Annotated in this window: 17 protein-coding genes; 2 read left to right on the top strand and 15 right to left on the bottom strand. The window is 60.2% G+C overall.

The window, feature by feature from the left end; translation table 11 throughout:
• Nucleotides 1-11: 11 nt before the first annotated feature.
• Complete coding sequence (locus V6R85_RS15575; protein WP_111834502.1) at nt 12-317, top strand: DUF1127 domain-containing protein; 306 nt, start codon at nt 12-14, stop codon at nt 315-317.
• Between the two features lie 360 nt (nt 318-677).
• On the opposite strand, the gene V6R85_RS15570 is transcribed toward V6R85_RS15575, so the two are convergent.
• The 14 genes from V6R85_RS15570 to bcp form a co-directional block, all read right to left on the bottom strand.
• A complete protein-coding gene (locus V6R85_RS15570; RefSeq protein WP_376903711.1) occupies nt 678-1,127 on the bottom strand; it encodes a hypothetical protein in 450 nt (149 codons plus the stop codon).
• Between the two features lie 33 nt (nt 1,128-1,160).
• Nucleotides 1,161-1,832, bottom strand: coding sequence for a phosphoribosylformylglycinamidine synthase subunit PurQ (gene purQ / locus V6R85_RS15565; protein WP_111834501.1), 672 nt, complete (start codon nt 1,830-1,832; stop codon nt 1,161-1,163).
• A 20-nt stretch (nt 1,833-1,852) separates the two neighbouring features.
• Nucleotides 1,853-2,095 (bottom strand): phosphoribosylformylglycinamidine synthase subunit PurS, encoded by a 243-nt coding sequence (purS, locus tag V6R85_RS15560; RefSeq protein WP_003507918.1) that lies wholly within the window; start codon nt 2,093-2,095, stop codon nt 1,853-1,855.
• Nucleotides 2,096-2,131: 36 nt separating this feature from the next.
• Nucleotides 2,132-2,896 carry a phosphoribosylaminoimidazolesuccinocarboxamide synthase gene (purC, locus tag V6R85_RS15555; RefSeq protein WP_003507919.1) on the bottom strand — a complete coding sequence of 255 codons (765 nt, stop codon included), beginning with the start codon at nt 2,894-2,896 and terminating at the stop codon, nt 2,132-2,134.
• Between the two features lie 203 nt (nt 2,897-3,099).
• Nucleotides 3,100-3,663 carry an alpha/beta hydrolase gene (locus tag V6R85_RS15550; protein ID WP_003507920.1) on the bottom strand — a complete coding sequence of 188 codons (564 nt, stop codon included), beginning with the start codon at nt 3,661-3,663 and terminating at the stop codon, nt 3,100-3,102.
• A gap of 81 nt (nt 3,664-3,744) precedes the next feature.
• Nucleotides 3,745-5,052, bottom strand: a complete 1,308-nt coding sequence (gene purB / locus V6R85_RS15545; RefSeq protein ID WP_003507924.1) for an adenylosuccinate lyase — start codon at nt 5,050-5,052, stop codon at nt 3,745-3,747.
• A gap of 81 nt (nt 5,053-5,133) precedes the next feature.
• Nucleotides 5,134-5,640, bottom strand: a complete 507-nt coding sequence (locus V6R85_RS15540) for a hypothetical protein (protein ID WP_111834500.1) — start codon at nt 5,638-5,640, stop codon at nt 5,134-5,136.
• 61 nt (nt 5,641-5,701) lie between these two features.
• The gene (gene rpe, locus V6R85_RS15535; protein WP_003507931.1) at nt 5,702-6,379 is read right to left on the bottom strand and encodes a ribulose-phosphate 3-epimerase; all 678 of its coding nucleotides are present in this window, start codon (nt 6,377-6,379) and stop codon (nt 5,702-5,704) included.
• 131 nt (nt 6,380-6,510) lie between these two features.
• Nucleotides 6,511-7,692, bottom strand: coding sequence for an ABC transporter substrate-binding protein (locus V6R85_RS15530; protein WP_162695537.1), 1,182 nt, complete (start codon nt 7,690-7,692; stop codon nt 6,511-6,513).
• 773 nt (nt 7,693-8,465) lie between these two features.
• The gene (locus V6R85_RS15525) at nt 8,466-8,891 is read right to left on the bottom strand and encodes an NUDIX domain-containing protein (protein ID WP_020810920.1); all 426 of its coding nucleotides are present in this window, start codon (nt 8,889-8,891) and stop codon (nt 8,466-8,468) included.
• A gap of 8 nt (nt 8,892-8,899) precedes the next feature.
• Entirely contained in the window at nt 8,900-10,405 is a 1,506-nt protein-coding gene (locus V6R85_RS15520) for a DEAD/DEAH box helicase (RefSeq protein ID WP_111792474.1), read from the bottom strand.
• Nucleotides 10,406-10,624: 219 nt separating this feature from the next.
• Nucleotides 10,625-11,923, bottom strand: coding sequence for a M23 family metallopeptidase (locus tag V6R85_RS15515; RefSeq protein WP_003507935.1), 1,299 nt, complete (start codon nt 11,921-11,923; stop codon nt 10,625-10,627).
• Nucleotides 11,924-12,009: 86 nt separating this feature from the next.
• Complete coding sequence (locus V6R85_RS15510) at nt 12,010-12,837, bottom strand: ferritin-like domain-containing protein (protein ID WP_003507936.1); 828 nt, start codon at nt 12,835-12,837, stop codon at nt 12,010-12,012.
• A gap of 14 nt (nt 12,838-12,851) precedes the next feature.
• On the bottom strand, nt 12,852-13,319 hold the full coding sequence (gene bcp / locus V6R85_RS15505) for a thioredoxin-dependent thiol peroxidase (RefSeq protein WP_003507937.1): 468 nt from the start codon (nt 13,317-13,319) through the stop codon (nt 12,852-12,854).
• Nucleotides 13,320-13,553: 234 nt separating this feature from the next.
• On the opposite strand from bcp, the gene V6R85_RS15500 reads away from it, so the two are divergent.
• On the top strand, nt 13,554-16,937 hold the full coding sequence (locus V6R85_RS15500) for a YhdP family protein (protein WP_111834499.1): 3,384 nt from the start codon (nt 13,554-13,556) through the stop codon (nt 16,935-16,937).
• 45 nt (nt 16,938-16,982) lie between these two features.
• Here the strand turns inward: V6R85_RS15500 and tyrS are convergent, their stop codons facing one another.
• Nucleotides 16,983-18,236: a tyrosine--tRNA ligase gene (gene tyrS / locus V6R85_RS15495; protein ID WP_111834498.1), complete on the bottom strand. Its 1,254-nt coding sequence runs from the start codon at nt 18,234-18,236 to the stop codon at nt 16,983-16,985.
• Between the last annotated feature and the right edge of the window lie 47 nt (nt 18,237-18,283).

Below are 18,283 nucleotides of genomic sequence, written 5' to 3'. Positions count from 1 at the left end.
ATAGGTGCAATATGCGCAAGATGGATCAATACCTTTCGACAGCGGATACACTCTATCCTGATGGCTACGAACGGGAACGCGTGTTCCGCGATGCCGGCGACATGGTCGCACCGGCGCCCTTTCCGGCCAAGATCGCCCACACGCTTATTGGTCGCCTGATTGCGGGCATGTTCAATTGGCACCGGAAACGGCAGGGACGGCTCGCTTTGCGGGAATTGTCCGACGATCTTCTGAAGGATATCGGCGTTACGCGGGATGAGGCCCTCAACGAGGCCGCAAAATCGCGGCTTCTCTCCTGGCCCTCCCGGTCGCTTTGATTTTTTGTCGGAGAGCGGTGCCTTCTTTCCCCGGCGCCATCAAGCCATTCGGCAGCCCGCCACGCCACTCCCAACCGGCGCTGGCGGGTTTTTTTATTGGATTGCCGAGAGCCTCTTTGCCAAATCGACAAGTACGTTACAGGGATTTTTTGCGCCGGGCACACATCCGTGTCCCTCATTCCTGTGCTTGTCACAGGAATCCAGCCGATGCGCGTCTGCGCGACGGAAGGACTACTCTCAGCCCAAGGACTTGGGCTGGCTGGATCCCTGTGACAAGCACAGGGATGAGGATAGAAACGATGCATCCCAAGCTAAGAACTAACCGATGCGCCCGCCGCGGACCGTTTCCGCGCTTGTCGATCAGCAGCCCTTGCCGCCGTTCGCCCAGCGCTTGACGTCGGTTGCGATGCGGCCGGAAATGGCTTCGTTCATCACGGGGCCGAAAGCGTCGAGCTTTGCCGGATTGCCTTCGGCCTGAACCACCAGCATGGGGCGCGATTCCGGGCTGTTGCGCGGCACGAGCAGGATGCGCGGGCGGCCGGAGAAGGAGTTGAGTTCAGGGGCCAGACGATAGGCCTTGAAGGCCGCATCGCCCGACTTGAACCAGCAGGCATTCGCGCCAAGCGCGATCCGTTCCATGGTCGGCAGGGCCGCGCGGGAGACGGAGGCAGCCGGCTGCGGTTTCGGCTGGCAGGCGGCAAGTGCGGCGGCAGCGAGGATCAATCCGGCGGCTTTATGGGCATTGTGTCGAAGAAGACGGGGCATCAGGTCATCCAGAAGAAAGGCCGAAACGGCGCCGAAAGCCGGCATCAAAAAAGGCGGGCCTGAAGCCCGCCCGGTCTATCAGGCTGCGATGACGCCGAGCGCCGAAGCGAAGAGGCCGCGGCCGTCATTGCCGCCATGGGCGGCTTCGATGAGGTTTTCCGGATGCGGCATCATGCCGAGGACATTGCCCCTGGCGTTGATGACGCCGGCAATGTCGTTCAGCGAGCCGTTGGGGTTGGTGTCCTCGGCATAACGGAACACCACCTGGCCGTTGCCTTCCAGCGCCTTCAGCTCTTCGGCTTCGACGAAATAGTTGCCGTCGTGATGGGCGACGGGGCAGCGCAGGATCTGGCCCTTGTCGTAAGCGCGGGTGAAATCGGTGTCGTTGTTGGCGACTTCGAGCTTCACTTCACGGCAGACGAATTTCAGCGAGGCGTTGCGCATCAGCGCACCGGGCAGCATGCCGGCTTCGACCAGAATCTGGAAGCCGTTGCAGACGCCGAGAACCTTGACGCCTTTTTCGGCCTTTTCGCGGATGGCCTGCATGACCGGCATGCGCGCGGCGATGGCGCCGCAACGCAGGTAGTCACCATAGGAGAAGCCGCCCGGAATGACGATCAGGTCGACATCGGGAATATCCGTTTCCGTCTGCCAGATGGTGACGGGCGCGCTTCCGGAAATTTTCGTCAGCGCCGCGATCATGTCGCGGTCGCGGTTGAGGCCGGGAAGTTGGACGACAGCGGATTTCATGGACGGCGGCTCCTGCGGCTTCAGAGGATGGCGATAGCGTAGTTTTCGATGACCGTGTTGGCCAGGAGCTTTTCGCACATCGCCTTCAGGTCGGTCTCGGCCTTGGCCTTGTCGGCGCCTTCCAGCTCCAGGTCGAAGACCTTGCCCTGACGGACATGGCCGACGCCACCGAAACCGAGGCTGCCGAGCGCGCCTTCGATTGCCTTGCCCTGCGGATCGAGAACGCCGTTCTTCAGCGTAACAGTCACCCGTGCCTTGATCACCTGATCTTCTCCTGATTTTACCCTACGAGGCCAATATTACTTTACGAGGACCGGACCAGTGCCGCGGATCGGTTCGTTTTCATTGATGATGCCGAGACGGCGCGCCACTTCGGAATAGGCTTCCACAAGTCCGCCCATATCGCGGCGGAACAGGTCCTTGTCCATCTTTTTCTGGGTCTCGATGTCCCACAGGCGGCAGCTGTCTGGCGAAATCTCGTCGGCGAGGATGATGCGCATCATGTCGCCTTCGAAGAGCCGGCCGCATTCGATCTTGAAATCGACGAGCTGGATGCCGACGCCGAGGAACAGGCCGGACAAGAAGTCGTTGACGCGGATGGCGAGCGCCATGATGTCGTCAAGCTCGGCGGGATTGGCCCAGCCGAACGCCGTGATGTGCTCTTCGGAGACCATCGGGTCTTCCAGCTCATCCGACTTGTAATAGAACTCGATGATCGAGCGCGGCAGCACCACGCCTTCCTCGATGCCGAGGCGCTTGGAGAGAGAGCCGGCGGCGACATTGCGCACGACGATCTCAAGCGGGATCATCTCCACTTCCTTGATCAGCTGCTCGCGCATGTTGAGGCGGCGGATGAAGTGGGTGGGAATGCCGATCTTGTTCAGATGCGTGAAGACATATTCGCAGATACGGTTGTTCAGCACACCCTTGCCGTCGATGACTTCATGCTTCTTCTTGTTGAAGGCGGTCGCATCGTCCTTGAAGAACTGGATAAGCGTGCCTGGCTCCGGACCTTCGTAGAGGATCTTGGCCTTGCCTTCGTAAATACGGCGGCGACGGTTCATAATTGCAGGTCTCTTGGTTGACGCCGATTCTGGTGGCGTTGCGTTTGGTCTTTGAAGCGGTCCCATAAAGGAAAAGAGTGCATTCTACAATGCGGCTCGCATATTTCCCTTCAATTCTTGTGACAGGCCGGAGAAACCGCGGCACCCGGAAAATAGGCTTCCGGGGCAGATCGAAGGGGAGGCGGCCCGCACGGCCGCCGCCGTCAGGGCTCGACAGCCTTCAGCCTGCTCAGGAACTGGGCGAACACCATGCCGCCTTCCGGCCACGGACCATGGCCGGACTCGCTGTTGATATGGCCGGACATGCCGGCGTCGATCAGCAACGAACCCCAGGCGGCGGCAATGTCATCGGCGTGTTCATAGGAGCCGAAAGGATCGTTCCGGCTGGCGATGGTGATCGTCGGGAAAGGCAGCGGGTCGCGCGGGTAAGGCCCGAAGGTCATCAGGTGCTTGGGCCGGATATCGGGATTGGCGACATCGGGCGGCGCAACGAACAGCGCACCGGACACCTTCTTGCCGATTTCCGGCAGGGCGTGGATGACGGTCGGCACGCCAAGGGAATGGGCGACGAGGACGATGGGCTTGGTGGAGGCGTTGACCTCTTCCACCAGCCGGGCGACCCAATCTTCCTTCACGGGTTTGGCCCATTCGGCCTGCTCGACGCGACGGGCGGTGGAAAGCTTGCGCTCCCAGCGGCTCTGCCAGTGGTCGGGGCCGGAATTGGTATAACCGGGGACGATCAGGATATCTGCTTCTGAAACTTTCATGCGCCCATATCTGTGTTGTGATGCCGCCGCGATCAAGGTCGCGGCGACATTAACTTCAAGGTCTCTTACTCAGCTCAAGTCTCAGGCGTTGCCGAAGACGCGGGTGAAGATCGTGTCGACATGCTTGGTGTGGTAACCGAGGTCGAACTTTTCGCGGATGACCTCTTCGGGAAGTGCGGCGCGCACTTCCTCGTCGCCCAGCAGTTCCTCAAGGAAGTCGGCGCCCTGTTCCCACACCTTCATGGCGTTGCGCTGGACGAGACGATAGGCGTCCTCGCGGGAAACGCCTGCCTGCGTCAGCGCCAGCAGAACGCGCTGCGAATGCACGAGGCCGCGGAACTTGTTCATGTTCTTCAGCATGTTGTCCGGGTAGATCACCAGCTTTTCGATGACGCCGGCCAGACGGTTCAGCGCGAAGTCGAGCGTGACGGTCGTGTCGGGGCCGATGGCGCGCTCGACCGAGGAGTGGCTGATATCGCGCTCGTGCCATAGTGCAACGTTTTCCATTGCCGGAACGACGGACATGCGCACCAGCCGGGCAAGGCCGGTGAGGTTTTCGGTCAGAACCGGGTTGCGCTTGTGCGGCATGGCGGACGAACCCTTCTGGCCCGGCGAGAAGAACTCTTCCGCTTCCAGAACCTCGGTGCGCTGCATGTGGCGGATTTCGATGGCGACGTTTTCGATCGACGAGGCGATGACGCCGAGGGTCGCGAAGAACATGGCGTGGCGGTCACGCGGGATGACCTGCGTGGAGACCGGCTCGGGGATGAGGCCGAGCTTTTCGCAGACATGTTCTTCGACGCGCGGATCGATATTGGCGAAGGTGCCGACGGCGCCGGAGATCGCGCCCGTGGCGATTTCGGCGCGGGCATTGACGAGGCGCTCGCGATTGCGGTGCATCTCGGCATAGAAGCGGGCAAAGGTCAGGCCCATGGTGGTCGGCTCGGCATGGATGCCGTGGCTGCGGCCGATGCGCACCGTGTTCTTGTGTTCGAAGGCGCGGGTCTTGAGCGCCGTCAGCACCCGGTCCATATCGGCGAGCAGCAGATCGGCGGCGCGCACGAGCTGGATGTTGAGCGTGGTGTCGAGCACGTCGGAAGAGGTCATGCCCTGATGCACGAAACGGCTGTCAGGGCCGACAAATTCGGCAAGATGGGTTAGAAAGGCGATGACGTCGTGCTTGGTGACGGCTTCGATTTCATCGATGCGGGCGACGTCGAAGGTGGCGCTGCCGCCTTTTTCCCAGATCGTCTGGGCAGCCGACTTGGGGATGACGCCGAGTTCGGCCAGCGCGTCACAGGCATGTGCCTCGATCTCGAACCAGATGCGGAACTTTGTTTCCGGCGACCAGATGGCGACCATTTCCGGCCGGGAGTAACGAGGGATCATGGCAATGACTTTCTTTGTGGAGGAATTTTGCTGCCCGTTTAGCAAAGTGTTCCGGTAATCTCAATCTATCAAGCCACATGCCTATGTTGCTCGTTGCGCACGTCGGCAAAGGAATGCACCCGCAGGCAGGAGTGGAACGGCGGCAAAGGGTAAATACAATCCAAGACCCAGAACGCAGAACTGGTAAATCGCGCCGAGCGATGTGAAGAGCTGCTGGAAAAACCAGATGCGGGAGAATGCCGGCGCGTGCCATTGCGCATAGAAAATCCGGTACTCGAAAGCGAAGAACGCCGCCGCGACAGCCAGCGTGAAAAAAGCGATGGCAAGACAGGCCGCCGCGAAACGCAGCGGCAGGGCGGTGGACGGGGGGAGGAAGTGCAACGCGGCCATGGCCAGCATCCAGCCGAAAAGGCCGCCCACGAAGAAAAGCGTGATTATGTCGGTGGCGTGGTCGGTTTCCAGCCGGTTCCTGACATAGAGGCCGATGGCGGCGGCCGCGGCTGAGCAGAGGGCCCAGACAAACGCGCCGAGCAGCGTAAATAGCGCTGCCGAAGCCGTGTCACGGAAACCCCGCCTGTCGCTTCCCATGAAAATCCCCCCAACGCCTTGCTGTGCCGTCTCCGGCCTGTCCGCATTCAGCGGTGGCGGGTTACGTCCGCCCGGCTTCCGCCGCCGCACGCAACTGAGCGACGGTCTTGCGGTAGTCGGCGACGCCATCGCCCTTGAAGACGGCCGAGCCGGCCACCAGCGCATTCGCACCGGCGGCAACGATTGCGCCCGCGGTTTCCGCCGTCACGCCGCCATCAACTTCCAGTTCGATCGGCCGGTCGCCGATCATTGCCTTTGCCGCGCGGATCTTGTCGAGCATGGCCGGAATGAACTTCTGCCCGCCGAAACCGGGATTGACGCTCATGATCAGGACGAGATCGACATCATCAAGCACGTTCTCGATGACCGAAAGCGGCGTGGCGGGGTTCAGCGTCACGCCGGCCTTTCTGCCGAGCCCGCGGATCGTCTGCAGCGAGCGGTGCAGGTGAGGCCCTGCTTCCGCGTGCACGGTGATGCTGTCACAGCCGGCCTTGGCGAAGGCTTCGAGATAGGGATCAACGGGTGCGATCATCAGATGGCAGTCGAAGAACGCCATGCTGTGCGGGCGCAGCGCCTTGATGACATCAGGGCCGAAGGAGATGTTGGGGACGAAGTGGCCATCCATGACATCGAGGTGGATCCAGTCCGCGCCGGCTTCCGTGACATCGGCGACTTCCTGTCCGAGCTTGGCGAAATTGGCGGCCAGAATGGAAGGGGCTATGCGGATGGGCAGGGACATGGGGCAAACTCCTCTCGACGCGTTGCGTAAGCTGCCTTTAACATCAAGTATCCGGGTTTGAAACGGCTGGCCGCGCGGTTGCCGGAGGTTTTCAGCCGCGTTTCATCGAATTTCGGTTGCTGCCGCGTTGCCTATTGTTTTTCCGCCTTGTCCGCCGGTTCGAAACGCTGGCCGTTCCAGCGCTGCAGGCGATAGGGATTGTCGGAAAGGTCGTGTGACGGGTTGAAGCCGAGATCGCCGATGACGGTCTTGAAGACGGCGCCGCCAGCCAATATTTCCGGCCCGGGTTTCGACTGCGCCTGCACTGCCTCCGCAAGGGCGGCGGTGAGTTCGGCCGCGGCATAAGCGGGCAGGATATAGCCCTCAGGTTCGATGCCTGCGCCCCGCAGTTCGCCGGCGGCGGTCTGGGCGGAGGGCAGGGCGTCATAGGCCGGACGCGTGACGGCCAGCACATTCGCGGTCAAGGGAACCGGATTGTTGGCGGCGTTCATGGCGTCGCCGCCCATGATGGTCAAGGGAAGGTTTTCGGATGCGGCATCCCGGGCGATGATGGCGACGTCGTTGCGCTCCGCGCCCACGAAGACATGGGAGATGCCGGTGCGCGCCAGCCGGCGCACAAGCGCCACCTGCTGTTCCTGGTTGGGCCGCATCGTATCGGTGAAGGTGGGCTTGAGGCCGTTTTCCTCGAGCGCCGAGCGGATGCGGTCCACCAGCTCGCGGCTATAGATCGTGCCGTCATCCACAAGTCCGATGGAGTGTCCCTTCCAGTCGCGCAGGATGATTTCGGCGATCCTGTCCGATTCGGCCCTGTCAGACGGGGCGAGGCGGAAAAGCGGCCAGCCGTATTTCAGCGCATCTTCCATCAGGATCGGCGCGCGGCTGGAAAGCGTGATCGCGGGAATGGCGGCCGCTTTCAATGGCGGCAGAACGCCCTGAAGCGTCTCCGTGCATAAAAACCCGATCGCGGCGCTGACCTTGGCGGCCACGAGGCCATCGGCAATCGCGCCGCCGCTGCCGTCTTCGCAGCTCTCATGGATTTCGACGACATCAAGCCCGAGCTTGGCCGCCGCCGCCTTCGCCCCCTGCCGCATCTGCTGGCCCAGAAGCTCGTAAGGACCGTTCTGAGGGGCAACAATGCCAATCGATGCCGCGCTTGCTGAGCCCGCGAAGGCAAAACCGGCGATGATCGTTAGCAGGCGAAGTGAAAGCATGACGCGATAGAAATCCTGTTGTCCCGGCTTGATGTTTATCGGCAACAACCGGTTTTCCAAAGGAAAAATCGCTGCGGTTTCATCATAATCGCATATCGCCATCCGCAGGGCGGCGGTTTTGATCGGAAGTTACCCGATTCGAGGGCGCGGAGCAGTCCAGCAACTTTTAATTGTTTTCATTCGGTGCAATTGCGCGCGACCGGTCTCGCGGTGCGGCTGTTCTTGCGGTGGAGTTGTTCCTCCTTTGCACCGAATGGGCGAGGAGGTATTTCGTGTTCCTGCCGTGAGTTGCGTTACTTCATAAATCTATTACATGTGCCGCGTATAAGCACAGTTTAGAAAAGACTGAGCTAGGTTTATGCTTTTCAGAGTGCAGCACAAAAACATGCACATTTTATTATCAATTGCATAATTTATTGATATATATGACGAATATATAATCCTTCCAATTATTCACCGCTTTTACGCCATGTTTTTTTCGCATTTGCGAGAAGATTTGCTTGACGGAAAGTAAATGATTAGCTTAGATGTAACTGTTTCAGGGGACGACTGAAATTGGCTGTAACAGGCCTCGGAAAGTGTTCCGATTATAAGCACTGCCAGACTATATTACATTCTATATTCTATTTTTTTCATTACGTATAAACCGCTTCAGGCAACTGGGGCGGTTTTTTACATGAAGCTAATTTAAGCAATTTTAAATTGAATTCTGAAAGCCTGGCGCAAAGACGTTCTTTCATTTTTGTATTTCTGGAAAAGATATAGCGCGGAGAGGGTAAATCCAACTCCGGCGTATAGATCGTATGACTGTGTGAAATTGCCCGTCGAACGCCCTTGTTGCCTGCAGGCGGGTCCGGTTGGCCGCTTGTGCGGCCTTATTTCAGGGCGGCCAGGGCGTCCCTGGCAAAGGCGGAGATGGGTTCGGGAAGTTCACCCGGATCGAACCAGCCGATAGCGGAAAGCTTGTCCGGTTCGGTCAATGCCGGCTCACCCTGCGCATCGCGGGTAACGAAGATCAGCGAAACCCAGTGGTGGCGGTCTTGCGTATCGATAAATTCGCTATGGCAGAGAAACTCGACGTCGCCGATCTCAAGGCCGGTTTCTTCTTCGGCCTCGCGGCGTGCTGCGGCGAGGGAAGTTTCAAGGTGATCGACCTTGCCGCCCGGAATGCTCCAGTATCCGGCTTCCGGCGCCTTCAGGCGCCGGCATAAAAGTACGCGCTCGTTACGCAATATGACAAGGCCGACACCAACGCCCGGAAAATCGAGGCCGGGCTTGATGGTTGATGTCATATTGTCCATTGCGCTGGTCAAGCCTTGGCGTTGGCCACGATCAGCATGAAGGCGGGAATGTCGTCGCCGAAACCAACCGGTGTCGGGCCATCGTCGTGGTCGCGATAATGGCGGCGGCGGTCGCGGTTGTCGTCATTGGCGTGCGGTTGGTTGCGGCTGTTGCGCTCGGAATTGCGCGGGGTCTTTTCCGGTCTGCGTTCTGCCTTCACCTTGTCTTCTCCGTGAGCCGCAATGTCCGTATCCACAGCGGACTGTGCATCCTGATTGATGTTTTCGACCGGCGATGCGGGTGCATCGCGACGGTTCCTGTCGCGACCTCTACCGCCACGTTCCTTGGGCCCTCGGCGGCTGGAATTGCTCTCGAAGCTTTCCATGGGCGCGGGGAGTGAGGACAGGTCACCGCTCAGCCACTCGATCTTCTCGGCGATCAGCTTTTCGATCGCGTCCAGATATTTTGCATCGCTTTTGGTGACGAGGGTGAAGGCCTTGCCCGAACGGCCCGCGCGACCGGTGCGGCCGATGCGGTGGACATAGTCTTCAGCGTGAATGGGAACATCGAAGTTGAAGACGTGGCTGACATCGGGAATGTCCAGTCCGCGTGCTGCAACGTCGGAGGCGACCAGCAGCGTCAGATTTCCATCGCGGAAATTCTGCAGCATCGTGGTGCGCGAACGCTGGTCCATGTCGCCATGCAGGGCGCCGACGGAAAAGCCGTGACGATCCAGCGAACGGAACAGGTCTGCCACATCCTTCTTGCGGTTGCAGAAGATGATCGCGTTCTTGAGTTCGGTCTCTTCGGCACGGACGAGATCGCGCAGCACGGCGCGCTTCTCATAGTCCTTGTTGTGCGCGGCGACGATGCGCTGCGTCACGGTCTTTGCCGTGGAAGAAGGCTTGGCGACTTCGATACGGGTCGGGTTCTGAAGGAACCGGTCAGCCAGCTTCTGGATTTCCGGCGGCATGGTGGCCGAGAAGAACAGCGTCTGCCGGGTGAAGGGGATCATCTTGGCGATACGCTCGATATCGGGAATGAAGCCCATGTCGAGCATGCGGTCGGCTTCGTCGATGACGAGGATTTCCACGCCGGTCATCAGGAGCTTGCCGCGCTCGCAATGGTCGAGAAGGCGGCCGGGCGTGCAGATCAGCACATCGGCGCCGCGCTCCAGCTTGCGGTCCTGGTCTTCGAAGGAAACACCGCCGATGAGGAGGGCGACGTTCAGCTTGTGATTCTTGCCATATTTCTCGAAGTTCTCCGCCACCTGCGCTGCAAGCTCACGGGTCGGCTCGAGGATCAGGGTGCGCGGCATTCTGGCGCGCGCACGGCCCTTTTCGAGCAACGTCAGCATCGGCAGAACGAAGGACGCGGTTTTGCCCGTGCCGGTCTGTGCGATACCGCAGATATCACGCTTTTCCAGCGCCGGCGGAATGGCGCCAGCCTGAATGGGTGTCGGCGTCGTGTAGCCGGCATCTGCAATAGCGGAAAGAACTTTTTGGCTCAGGCCAAGATCAGAGAATGTTGTCAAAGGAAGAACTTTTTCCGTTCTGGTTCGGTAAGAACACCTGCGTGCCGCTGCGGCACTTGCAAAGACTTGGCGCGGGGATATGCCCAAATTGCCGGAAAGTCAAGGAAACAACGGGGAAAGCGCGCGAAACAGCGGGGTTCGGGCGGGGCTTCTGGGCCTTTGGTGCAGATTTCAGCGATTTATCGTGAAAAGCGCAAAAAAAGCATTAAAATCGTGCTGCTATTTTAAATAGGTTTTGAGTTCCGTTCCAGCGATCAGGAACCGCATGGGATCAACAGGCGTATCGTTGCGGCGCACCTCATAATGCACATGCGGACCGGTGGAGCGACCGGTGCTGCCGGCACGGCCAATGACGTCGCCTGCTTCGACCTTGTCGCCGGCTTTCACCAGAATGGCGGAGAGATGGCCGAATCGCGTCGAAACCCCCTGACCGTGATCGATCTCAACCATATTGCCGTAGCCGCCTGAGTTTTCCGCCACCGTCACCTTGCCCGCGCCGGTGGATTTGACGTCAGCACCGGTCTCGGCGCGAAAATCGATGCCGGTATGCAGGGCCGGGCGGCCGAGAAACGGATCCATCCGGTTGCCGAATCGGCTTGTGATCGCCCGGCCGGGAGCAGGGTTGCCGAAGGGCAGGGCGGTTGCGGTTTCCTTGACGATGTCGAGCCTGTTCAGGGCATTGTCGAGATTGGTAAGCGACAGGTTGAAGGGATCGCCTTCACCGCGCTCGGGATCGGCATAGGGGCCGCCTATGTCGTTCGTGCCGCTTTCCTCGATTTTCAGGCCCGCCTGCCGGATGATGTCCTGCATCGCGTTCGCCTTGTCTTCGGCGTCGCTGGTCAGTCTGGCTATGCGCGATATCTGCTGGCGTTCGATATCCTTCAGCGACAGTGTCACCTTAGAGAACACCCGATCGGCCCGATCGGATGGCGTTTCGCCGGCTTCGGGTACATACGCGGCGCGTCTGTCTGATGTGGCGGGCTTTTCCGCCTGTGGCCTGCGTGGCGCCATCAGCTTTTCAATGGCCGAAAGGCCGCCGGAGAGGTCAGCGCGTTTTTCCGGCGCCATGGCGTTCGAAAGAGACGAGGGCGCGGCCGGGGAGGCGGCGATGCCGGAATTTTCGGCGCGCTCCAGCAATTCACTCATGCGGCCGTGCCGCGAGGTTAGCGCCGCCTGCTGTTCCAGCAGCTTTTCCACTTTCTTTTCAACAACCTGCTGATCGAGCAGCTGCCGGGAAGTGACACGGTCCACCTGTGCCCTCAGCGCCGCGATGCGGTCTTCATAGTCGTTCTGCATGCGGGTCTGGCGCGCCATGGTCGCGCCGATCAGGTCGTCACGCAAGATGAGATAGCTTGTGGCGCCAAGATAGCCGAGTGAAAACAGGCCGATCGTGCAGCCGGCAAGCGCCGCCATCCACGGCCGGATGGTCATGTGCCGCACCCTGTCGCCGCGCGCGAGAATGAGCACGTGCGGCTCACGCTTTTTGCCGAATACCCGGTTTTCCGCCGTATCAGTCACAATCTCTCTCCGGACTGGCCGATTTCTTAAGGGAAATCATAATTCGTTAAGGTTAACGAAGTTTTGCCGGAGGTGAGTTGCGGGTGTCAGCTATTGCTGACGGCGGTCAGCGAGCGGTAAAACGAAGGCGTAAGACCCGCCTCGGCTCGGGCAAGGTCGTTGAAGGGCGGTTTCAGCGGGCCGCGGAAATTGGCGCGCACCAGCTGCCTGAAAGTTGCGGCCGGATCCTTCTTCTCACGCGCGCACAGGAACCGGAACCATTTCGCGCCGATGGCGACATGGCCCTTTTCATCATTATAGATGACGTCGAGAACGGCGGCGCTTTCGAGGTCGCCGGTCTCGCGCATCCTTGCCTGCAGGGAAGGGGTGACGTCCAGTCCGCGCGCTTCCAGGATGAGCGGGACGACCGCCAGCCGTGCGGTGAGATCGTTGCGGGTGGAATGAGCTGCCTGCCAGAGCCCGTCATGGGCGGGCAGATCGCCGTAGTCGGCGCCGAGGCTTCTCAGGCGGTCGCGCACCAGCCGGAAATGTTTTGCCTCTTCGAAGGCGACCTGCATCCAGCCATCGAAAAAGGAATGCGGCACGGGCTCGCTGGCATATCGGGCGACGATGTCGAGTGCGAGATCGACGGCGTTGAGTTCGATATGGGCGATGGCATGCAGCAGCGCGATCCGTCCCTTGACGCTATGGAGCGAGCGGCGTTCCACGGCGGTTGGCGACACGAGTTCCGGCTTCTCGGGCCTGCCCGGACGTTCGGGCAGCGGCGGGTCGAGCGGGGAGCGCAGCGACAGGCGGCGTGCAAACCAGCGCGTCGCCGTTTCCTGCGCTAGCGCGGTTTTTCTGTCGAGATCGGCGCTCACGATGGCATCCGTCGCGCCGCCTCGGAGCGAAATGATCTTGAACGGGGGCGTCACGACGGATTGGTCCCTCAGAGTTTTTTCACGGCCTCAAGAACGGCCTGCGCGTGACCCGCGACCTTCACCTTGTTCCAGACTTCCGCGATTTTTCCATCCGGCGCGATGAGGAAGGTGGTGCGTTCGACACCCATGTATTTTTTGCCATACATGCTTTTTTCCTTCCAGACGCCGTAGGCTTCCACCACCTTCTTCTCCTCATCGGCGGCCAGCATGACGGAGAGCGCGTGTTTTGCCGCGAATTTGTCGTGACTTTTGACGCTGTCGGGCGAAATGCCGATGACGACGGCGTTGGCTGCCTCGAATTCGCCGCCCAGCGCGCTGAAGTCGATGGCTTCGGCGGTGCAGCCCGATGTGTCGTCCTTCGGGTAGAAATAGAGGATGACGGCCTTGCCTTGCAGTTTGGACAACGTCACCGTCCCTTCACCGTTACGGGGCAAAGTAAAATCGGGAGCGGTGCCGCCAATCGTCAAGTCTGTCATAATCTACCTTTCTTTCGCCGGGATGTTGAGTGAAAGTCGCCACATTCGATATATAGCGAAACCGCGCGTCGTCCAGATCATGATTGAGATTTGAGGTCGAAACGATCTTAAATCTCAATCATGATCTGGGCTAAAGAATTAGAGCGGGATTCCAGACGGAAACCGCTTATACTTTTCGCCATCCGCTCCGGTGTTGCGGCGAAACAAAAGCTATTCAAGGGCAAACAAGGGCGTATGGCTGAAGTCAGGGGTGAAAAGGTCAAGTTCGGCAGGCGTGATATCATTGCGCTGCATGATCTTCCTTCGGCGCAGGCCGAAGATCCCATCATCGTTCATTGCCCCGCGCCGCGCTCCATGGTGCGAGCCTTCGTCAAGATTTTCGCGGCGCTTTTCGTGCTGGCCTTCCTCTCCATCGGCGGCATCATTCTTTCCGTCGAGACCGGATCGATCGATGCGACGCTTTCCAGCCAGGCGCAGCAGGCGCTGGAAAAGGCGCTCGGTCCACACTACAGCGCACGGATCGGTTCTTCGGCTATCAGGTTTTCCACCGGGCTGCGCCTTGCGCTGGTGGCTGAGGACGTGGATATCGTTGAGAAGGAATCCGGCCAGCATCTGAGCCGGGCGCGGGCGATCGGCATGGCGCTCGATCCGCTTGCGCTTCTGACCGGCCGTGTCTCGGTGCAAAGCCTCGAAGCTGACGGGATGGAGCTCGATACCGCGCTTTTGCCCAAGGGTAACGGGTTCGATCTCACCAGCGTCAAGCTCGACGCCGTGCCGCAGCAATTGCAGGATGCCTTCGGACAGCTCGACAAGCTCGCCCAGGCTTTCCTGAGCAGCGGAACCGAGGAGATCGATATCTCTAGCGTTTCGGTTCACCTGCCGCCCGGCGAACTCGGCAAGCCGCGTACAATCGAAGTGCGCGAATTGTCGCTGACGCCGGATCAGCAGGGCGGCTATTCGCTTAATGGCGAAACGCTGTTTAACGGTGAAATTGCCAGCGTGTCGCTCAAAACCTCCGGCGCGGGCGGTGTGATCAACGGCTTCGAGGCCCGCATCGACGGTTTCGATATCGGCCCGTTCCTGGAAAAATACGATCCCGACGGCAATCTTCATGAGGGCCTGAACGTCAAGACCGGCGTCAACATTGTCGCCCGGCGGGCCACGCAGGGGCAGGAGCCGCGCCTGGACGTTTCCCTCGGCATGGGCAACGGCACGCTTCGGATTGGCGGCGAAGCCCAGACCTTCACGGCAGGCACCGTCAATGCGCATTATGACTTTGCAAAAAGCACCCTCGTCATCGACAATTCGCGGCTGGAGCTCGGCCGGACTATTATTCCGGTCGCCGGTGAAATCAGCGATACGGAAGACGGCTTCGGTCTTTCGTTGCGGATCGACAATGGCGTTGCTTCGTCCGAAGCTTCGGGGGAGGCCCCAGTTCCTTTCAGCCTGAAGGCGGACGGGCATTTCACGGCGGCGACGAAACAGCTTGATGTTCCCGCGCTTTATGTCTCGGGCCCGCTCGGAGACATGGCGGGATCGCTGAAAATCCGGTTCGGCCAGGGGTCGCCGGAAATCAGTTTCGGCGGACAGATTCCGAAGATGGAGGCCACGGCGGTCAAGCAGCTCTGGCCGTTCTGGATGGCGCACAAACCACGCGACTGGGTGGTATCCAATCTTTACGGCGGCACCGTAACCAATGGTTCAATCGCGATCTTCATCCCGCAGGGACGGATGTGCGGCCCCGGCTGCCCTCTGGTGCTGGGCGAAAGCGAAATGCAGATCCGCTTCGATATCGATGATACGCGTCTCAATACCACCGGCGACATTCCACCGTTGCGCGATGTCGATGCGCATTTTGACCTTGTCGGCGGCAAGATGGCCGTCGATATCAAGCAGGGCACCACCTATTTCCCGTCGAACCGCTCGCTCGCGCTGGAGAACAGCCGCTTTCTCATTTCCGCTGTTTACGACAAGCCGCTGCTCGGAAATCTCGAGTTGAACGTTTCAGGTTCGGCCGACGCCGTGGCCGAGCTTGCGACACTCAAACCCATCAATGCGCTCAAGGACACGCAGTTCAAACCGGAAGATTTCACCGGTGATGTCAAAGCCCACGCGAATCTCACCGTTGGCCTGCTTTCCAGCCACAACCCGCCGCCGCCGGTCTGGACGGCCGATCTCGACCTGAAAAACCTGTCGCTGACGAAGCCCTTCGCCGGCCACAAGGTGACCGCTCTCGACGGCTTCATGACGTTGGACGACCGCCAGCTCAAACTGGAGGGCAAGGGCCGCGTGGACGACGTGCCGATGGACATCGTGATGACGGAGCCGGTGCGCAAGAAGAGCGATATCGCGCCGACACTGTCGCTGAAGGCAACCCTCAATGAGACGCAGGTCGCCAAGCTCGCCCCTGAACTGTCCACGGTCCTCGGCGGCACGACGGCGATCGAAATCGACGGCGCTGACCCCAAACGCCAGGACATCCGGCTTGATCTGACCAAGGCGTCGATCATTCTGCCCGGGCTCGGCTGGAGCAAGGGTATCGGCATTCCCGCCAATGCCACCTTGACCATGGAAGTGGCTGATGGGCGCACGACGATCAGCGACTTCTCACTCGATGGTGACGGTTTCGGCGCTGCCGGCGATATCGCCTTCAGCAAGAACGGGCTGATTTCCGCCGATCTCAGCCGCGTGCAACTCTCGCCCTCCGACAATTACGCCGTTTCGGTCGCCGCGTCGAAGAACGGCTATATCATCAATGCATCGGGCAAATCCGCCGATCTCAGGCCCTTCATTTCGAAGCTGCGCAGCCCCTCCAGCGGCAGCGACGGCGCATCCCGCTCGCAGCCCACACTTTCCGTCAAGGCGCAGTTCGACAAGGTTTACGGTTTCAACGACGAAATCCTCGGCAATGTCAGCGCCGATGTCAGCGTGCGGGACGGCAAGGTACGCTCGGTTGATTTCCGCGGTGTCACCGGCAACGGCCAGGCGGTCGTCGCCCAGACCACCAATCGCGGGGCGACGGGAACCGTAACGCTGACCAGCAGCGATGCGGGTTCGCTCGCCCGTTTTGCCAATATCTACAGCCGCATCCGCGGCGGCCTGCTCAATCTTGCGCTGACGACGTCCAATGGCAGCGACTGGAGTGGCTCGCTCGACCTGCGCAATTTTGCCGTCGTCAACGAAGCCAAGCTGCAGGACATCGTCGCCACACCGACGGGTGAGGACGGCAGGAGCCTCAACAATGCGGTGCGCCGCAATATCGATGTCAGTTCGGAAAAATTCCAGCGCGGTTTTGCCCGCCTCGTTTATGTCAACGGTTCGGTGGCGGTGGAAAACGGCGTCGTGCGCGGTGAACAGATCGGCGCGACATTCCAGGGGCTCTTGAAGGACCAGAGCGGCCGCATGGACATGACCGGCACCTTCATGCCTGCCTATGGCCTGAACCGGCTGTTCGGGGAACTGCCGTTTATCGGCATCTTCCTTGGCAATGGCCGTGACCGGGGTCTGCTCGGCATTACCTTCAAACTGTCAGGCCAGACGGACCAGCCGAAGCTGACGATCAATCCGCTGTCGTTGATCGCGCCCGGCGTCTTCCGGCAGATCTTCGAATTCCAATAAAAAGGGCCGCTTTCGCGGCCCTCAATAACAGCTTTAGCGCGGGCGTTACGCCGGGCGAACCAGCACGTGCTTCTTCTTGCCGACCGAGAGCTTGATGACGCCGTCGCCGGTCACTTCACCGGAACCAACGTTCTGACGCTCATCGGAAACGCCGATGTCGTTGATCTTCACCGCGCCGCCCTGAACATGGCGGCGGGCCTCGCCGTTCGAACCGGCGAGACCGGCGCGCACGATGAGCGAGAGAACGCCGACGCCGGCTTCGAGTTCGGATGCCGGAACCTCGATGGAGGGCAGGTTTTCGGCGAGCGCGCCTTCCTCAAAGGTCTTGCGCGCGGTTTCGGCAGCTTCTTCCGCAGCGGCGCGGCCATGCAGGATCGCCGTTACTTCGGTCGCGAGGATTTTCTTCGCCTCGTTGATCTCCGATCCGCCGAGTGCTGCCAGACGGGCGATCTCATCCATCGGAAGCGTCGTGAAGAGCTTCGCGAAGCGAACGACATCCGCATCTTCCATGTTGCGCCAGTACTGCCAGAAATCATAGACCGGCAGCAGGTCCTTGTTCAGCCACACGGCGCCCGATGCCGACTTGCCCATTTTCGCACCGGAGGAGGTGGTGAGCAGCGGCGAGGTCAGCGCGTAAAGCTGCGGTGTCCCCATTCGGTGACCGAGGTCGATGCCGTTGATGATGTTGCCCCACTGGTCAGAGCCGCCCATCTGCAGGCGGCAGCCGGTACGCTGGTTCAGCTCCACGAAATCGTAGGCCTGGAGGATCATGTAATTGAATTCGAGGAAGGACAGCGACTGCTCGCGGTCGAGGCGCGTCTTCACGCTGTCGAAGGACAGCATGCGGTTGACCGAGAAGTGGCGGCCGACGTCGCGCAGGAATTCGAGGTAGTTGAGTCCACGCAGCCAGTCGGCATTGTTGATCATCAGTGCCGGGTTCTCAGCGCGGTCATAATCGAGGTAGTTGGCAAAGACGTGCTTGAGCGAGGTGATGTTGTCCTCGATCATGTCGATCGTCATCAGCTTGCGGGCCTCTTCCTTGAAGGAGGGGTCGCCGACCATGCCGGTGCCGCCGCCCATCAGGGAAATCGGCTGATGGCCGGTCTTCTGCATCCAGTGCAGCATCATGATCTGGGTGAGGTGGCCGACATGCAAACTCGAAGCCGTCGGGTCATAGCCGATATAGGCGGTCACGGTTTCCTTGGCGAACAGTTCGTCGAGACCTGCCTCATCGGAGATCTGGTGAATGAAGCCGCGCTCATCGAGCGTGCGGAGGAAATCGGACTTGAACCTGGACATAACCTTTTACTTTCTGGTTTGATCTTTGCCGTCGCTGGAGCGCCGCA

The organism is Agrobacterium sp. CCNWLW32, from assembly GCF_037083425.1.
Classification (GTDB): domain Bacteria; phylum Pseudomonadota; class Alphaproteobacteria; order Rhizobiales; family Rhizobiaceae; genus Agrobacterium; species Agrobacterium radiobacter.
Note: the sequence above shows the minus strand (reverse complement) of the source record. Positions and strands in the feature narration are given on the sequence as shown.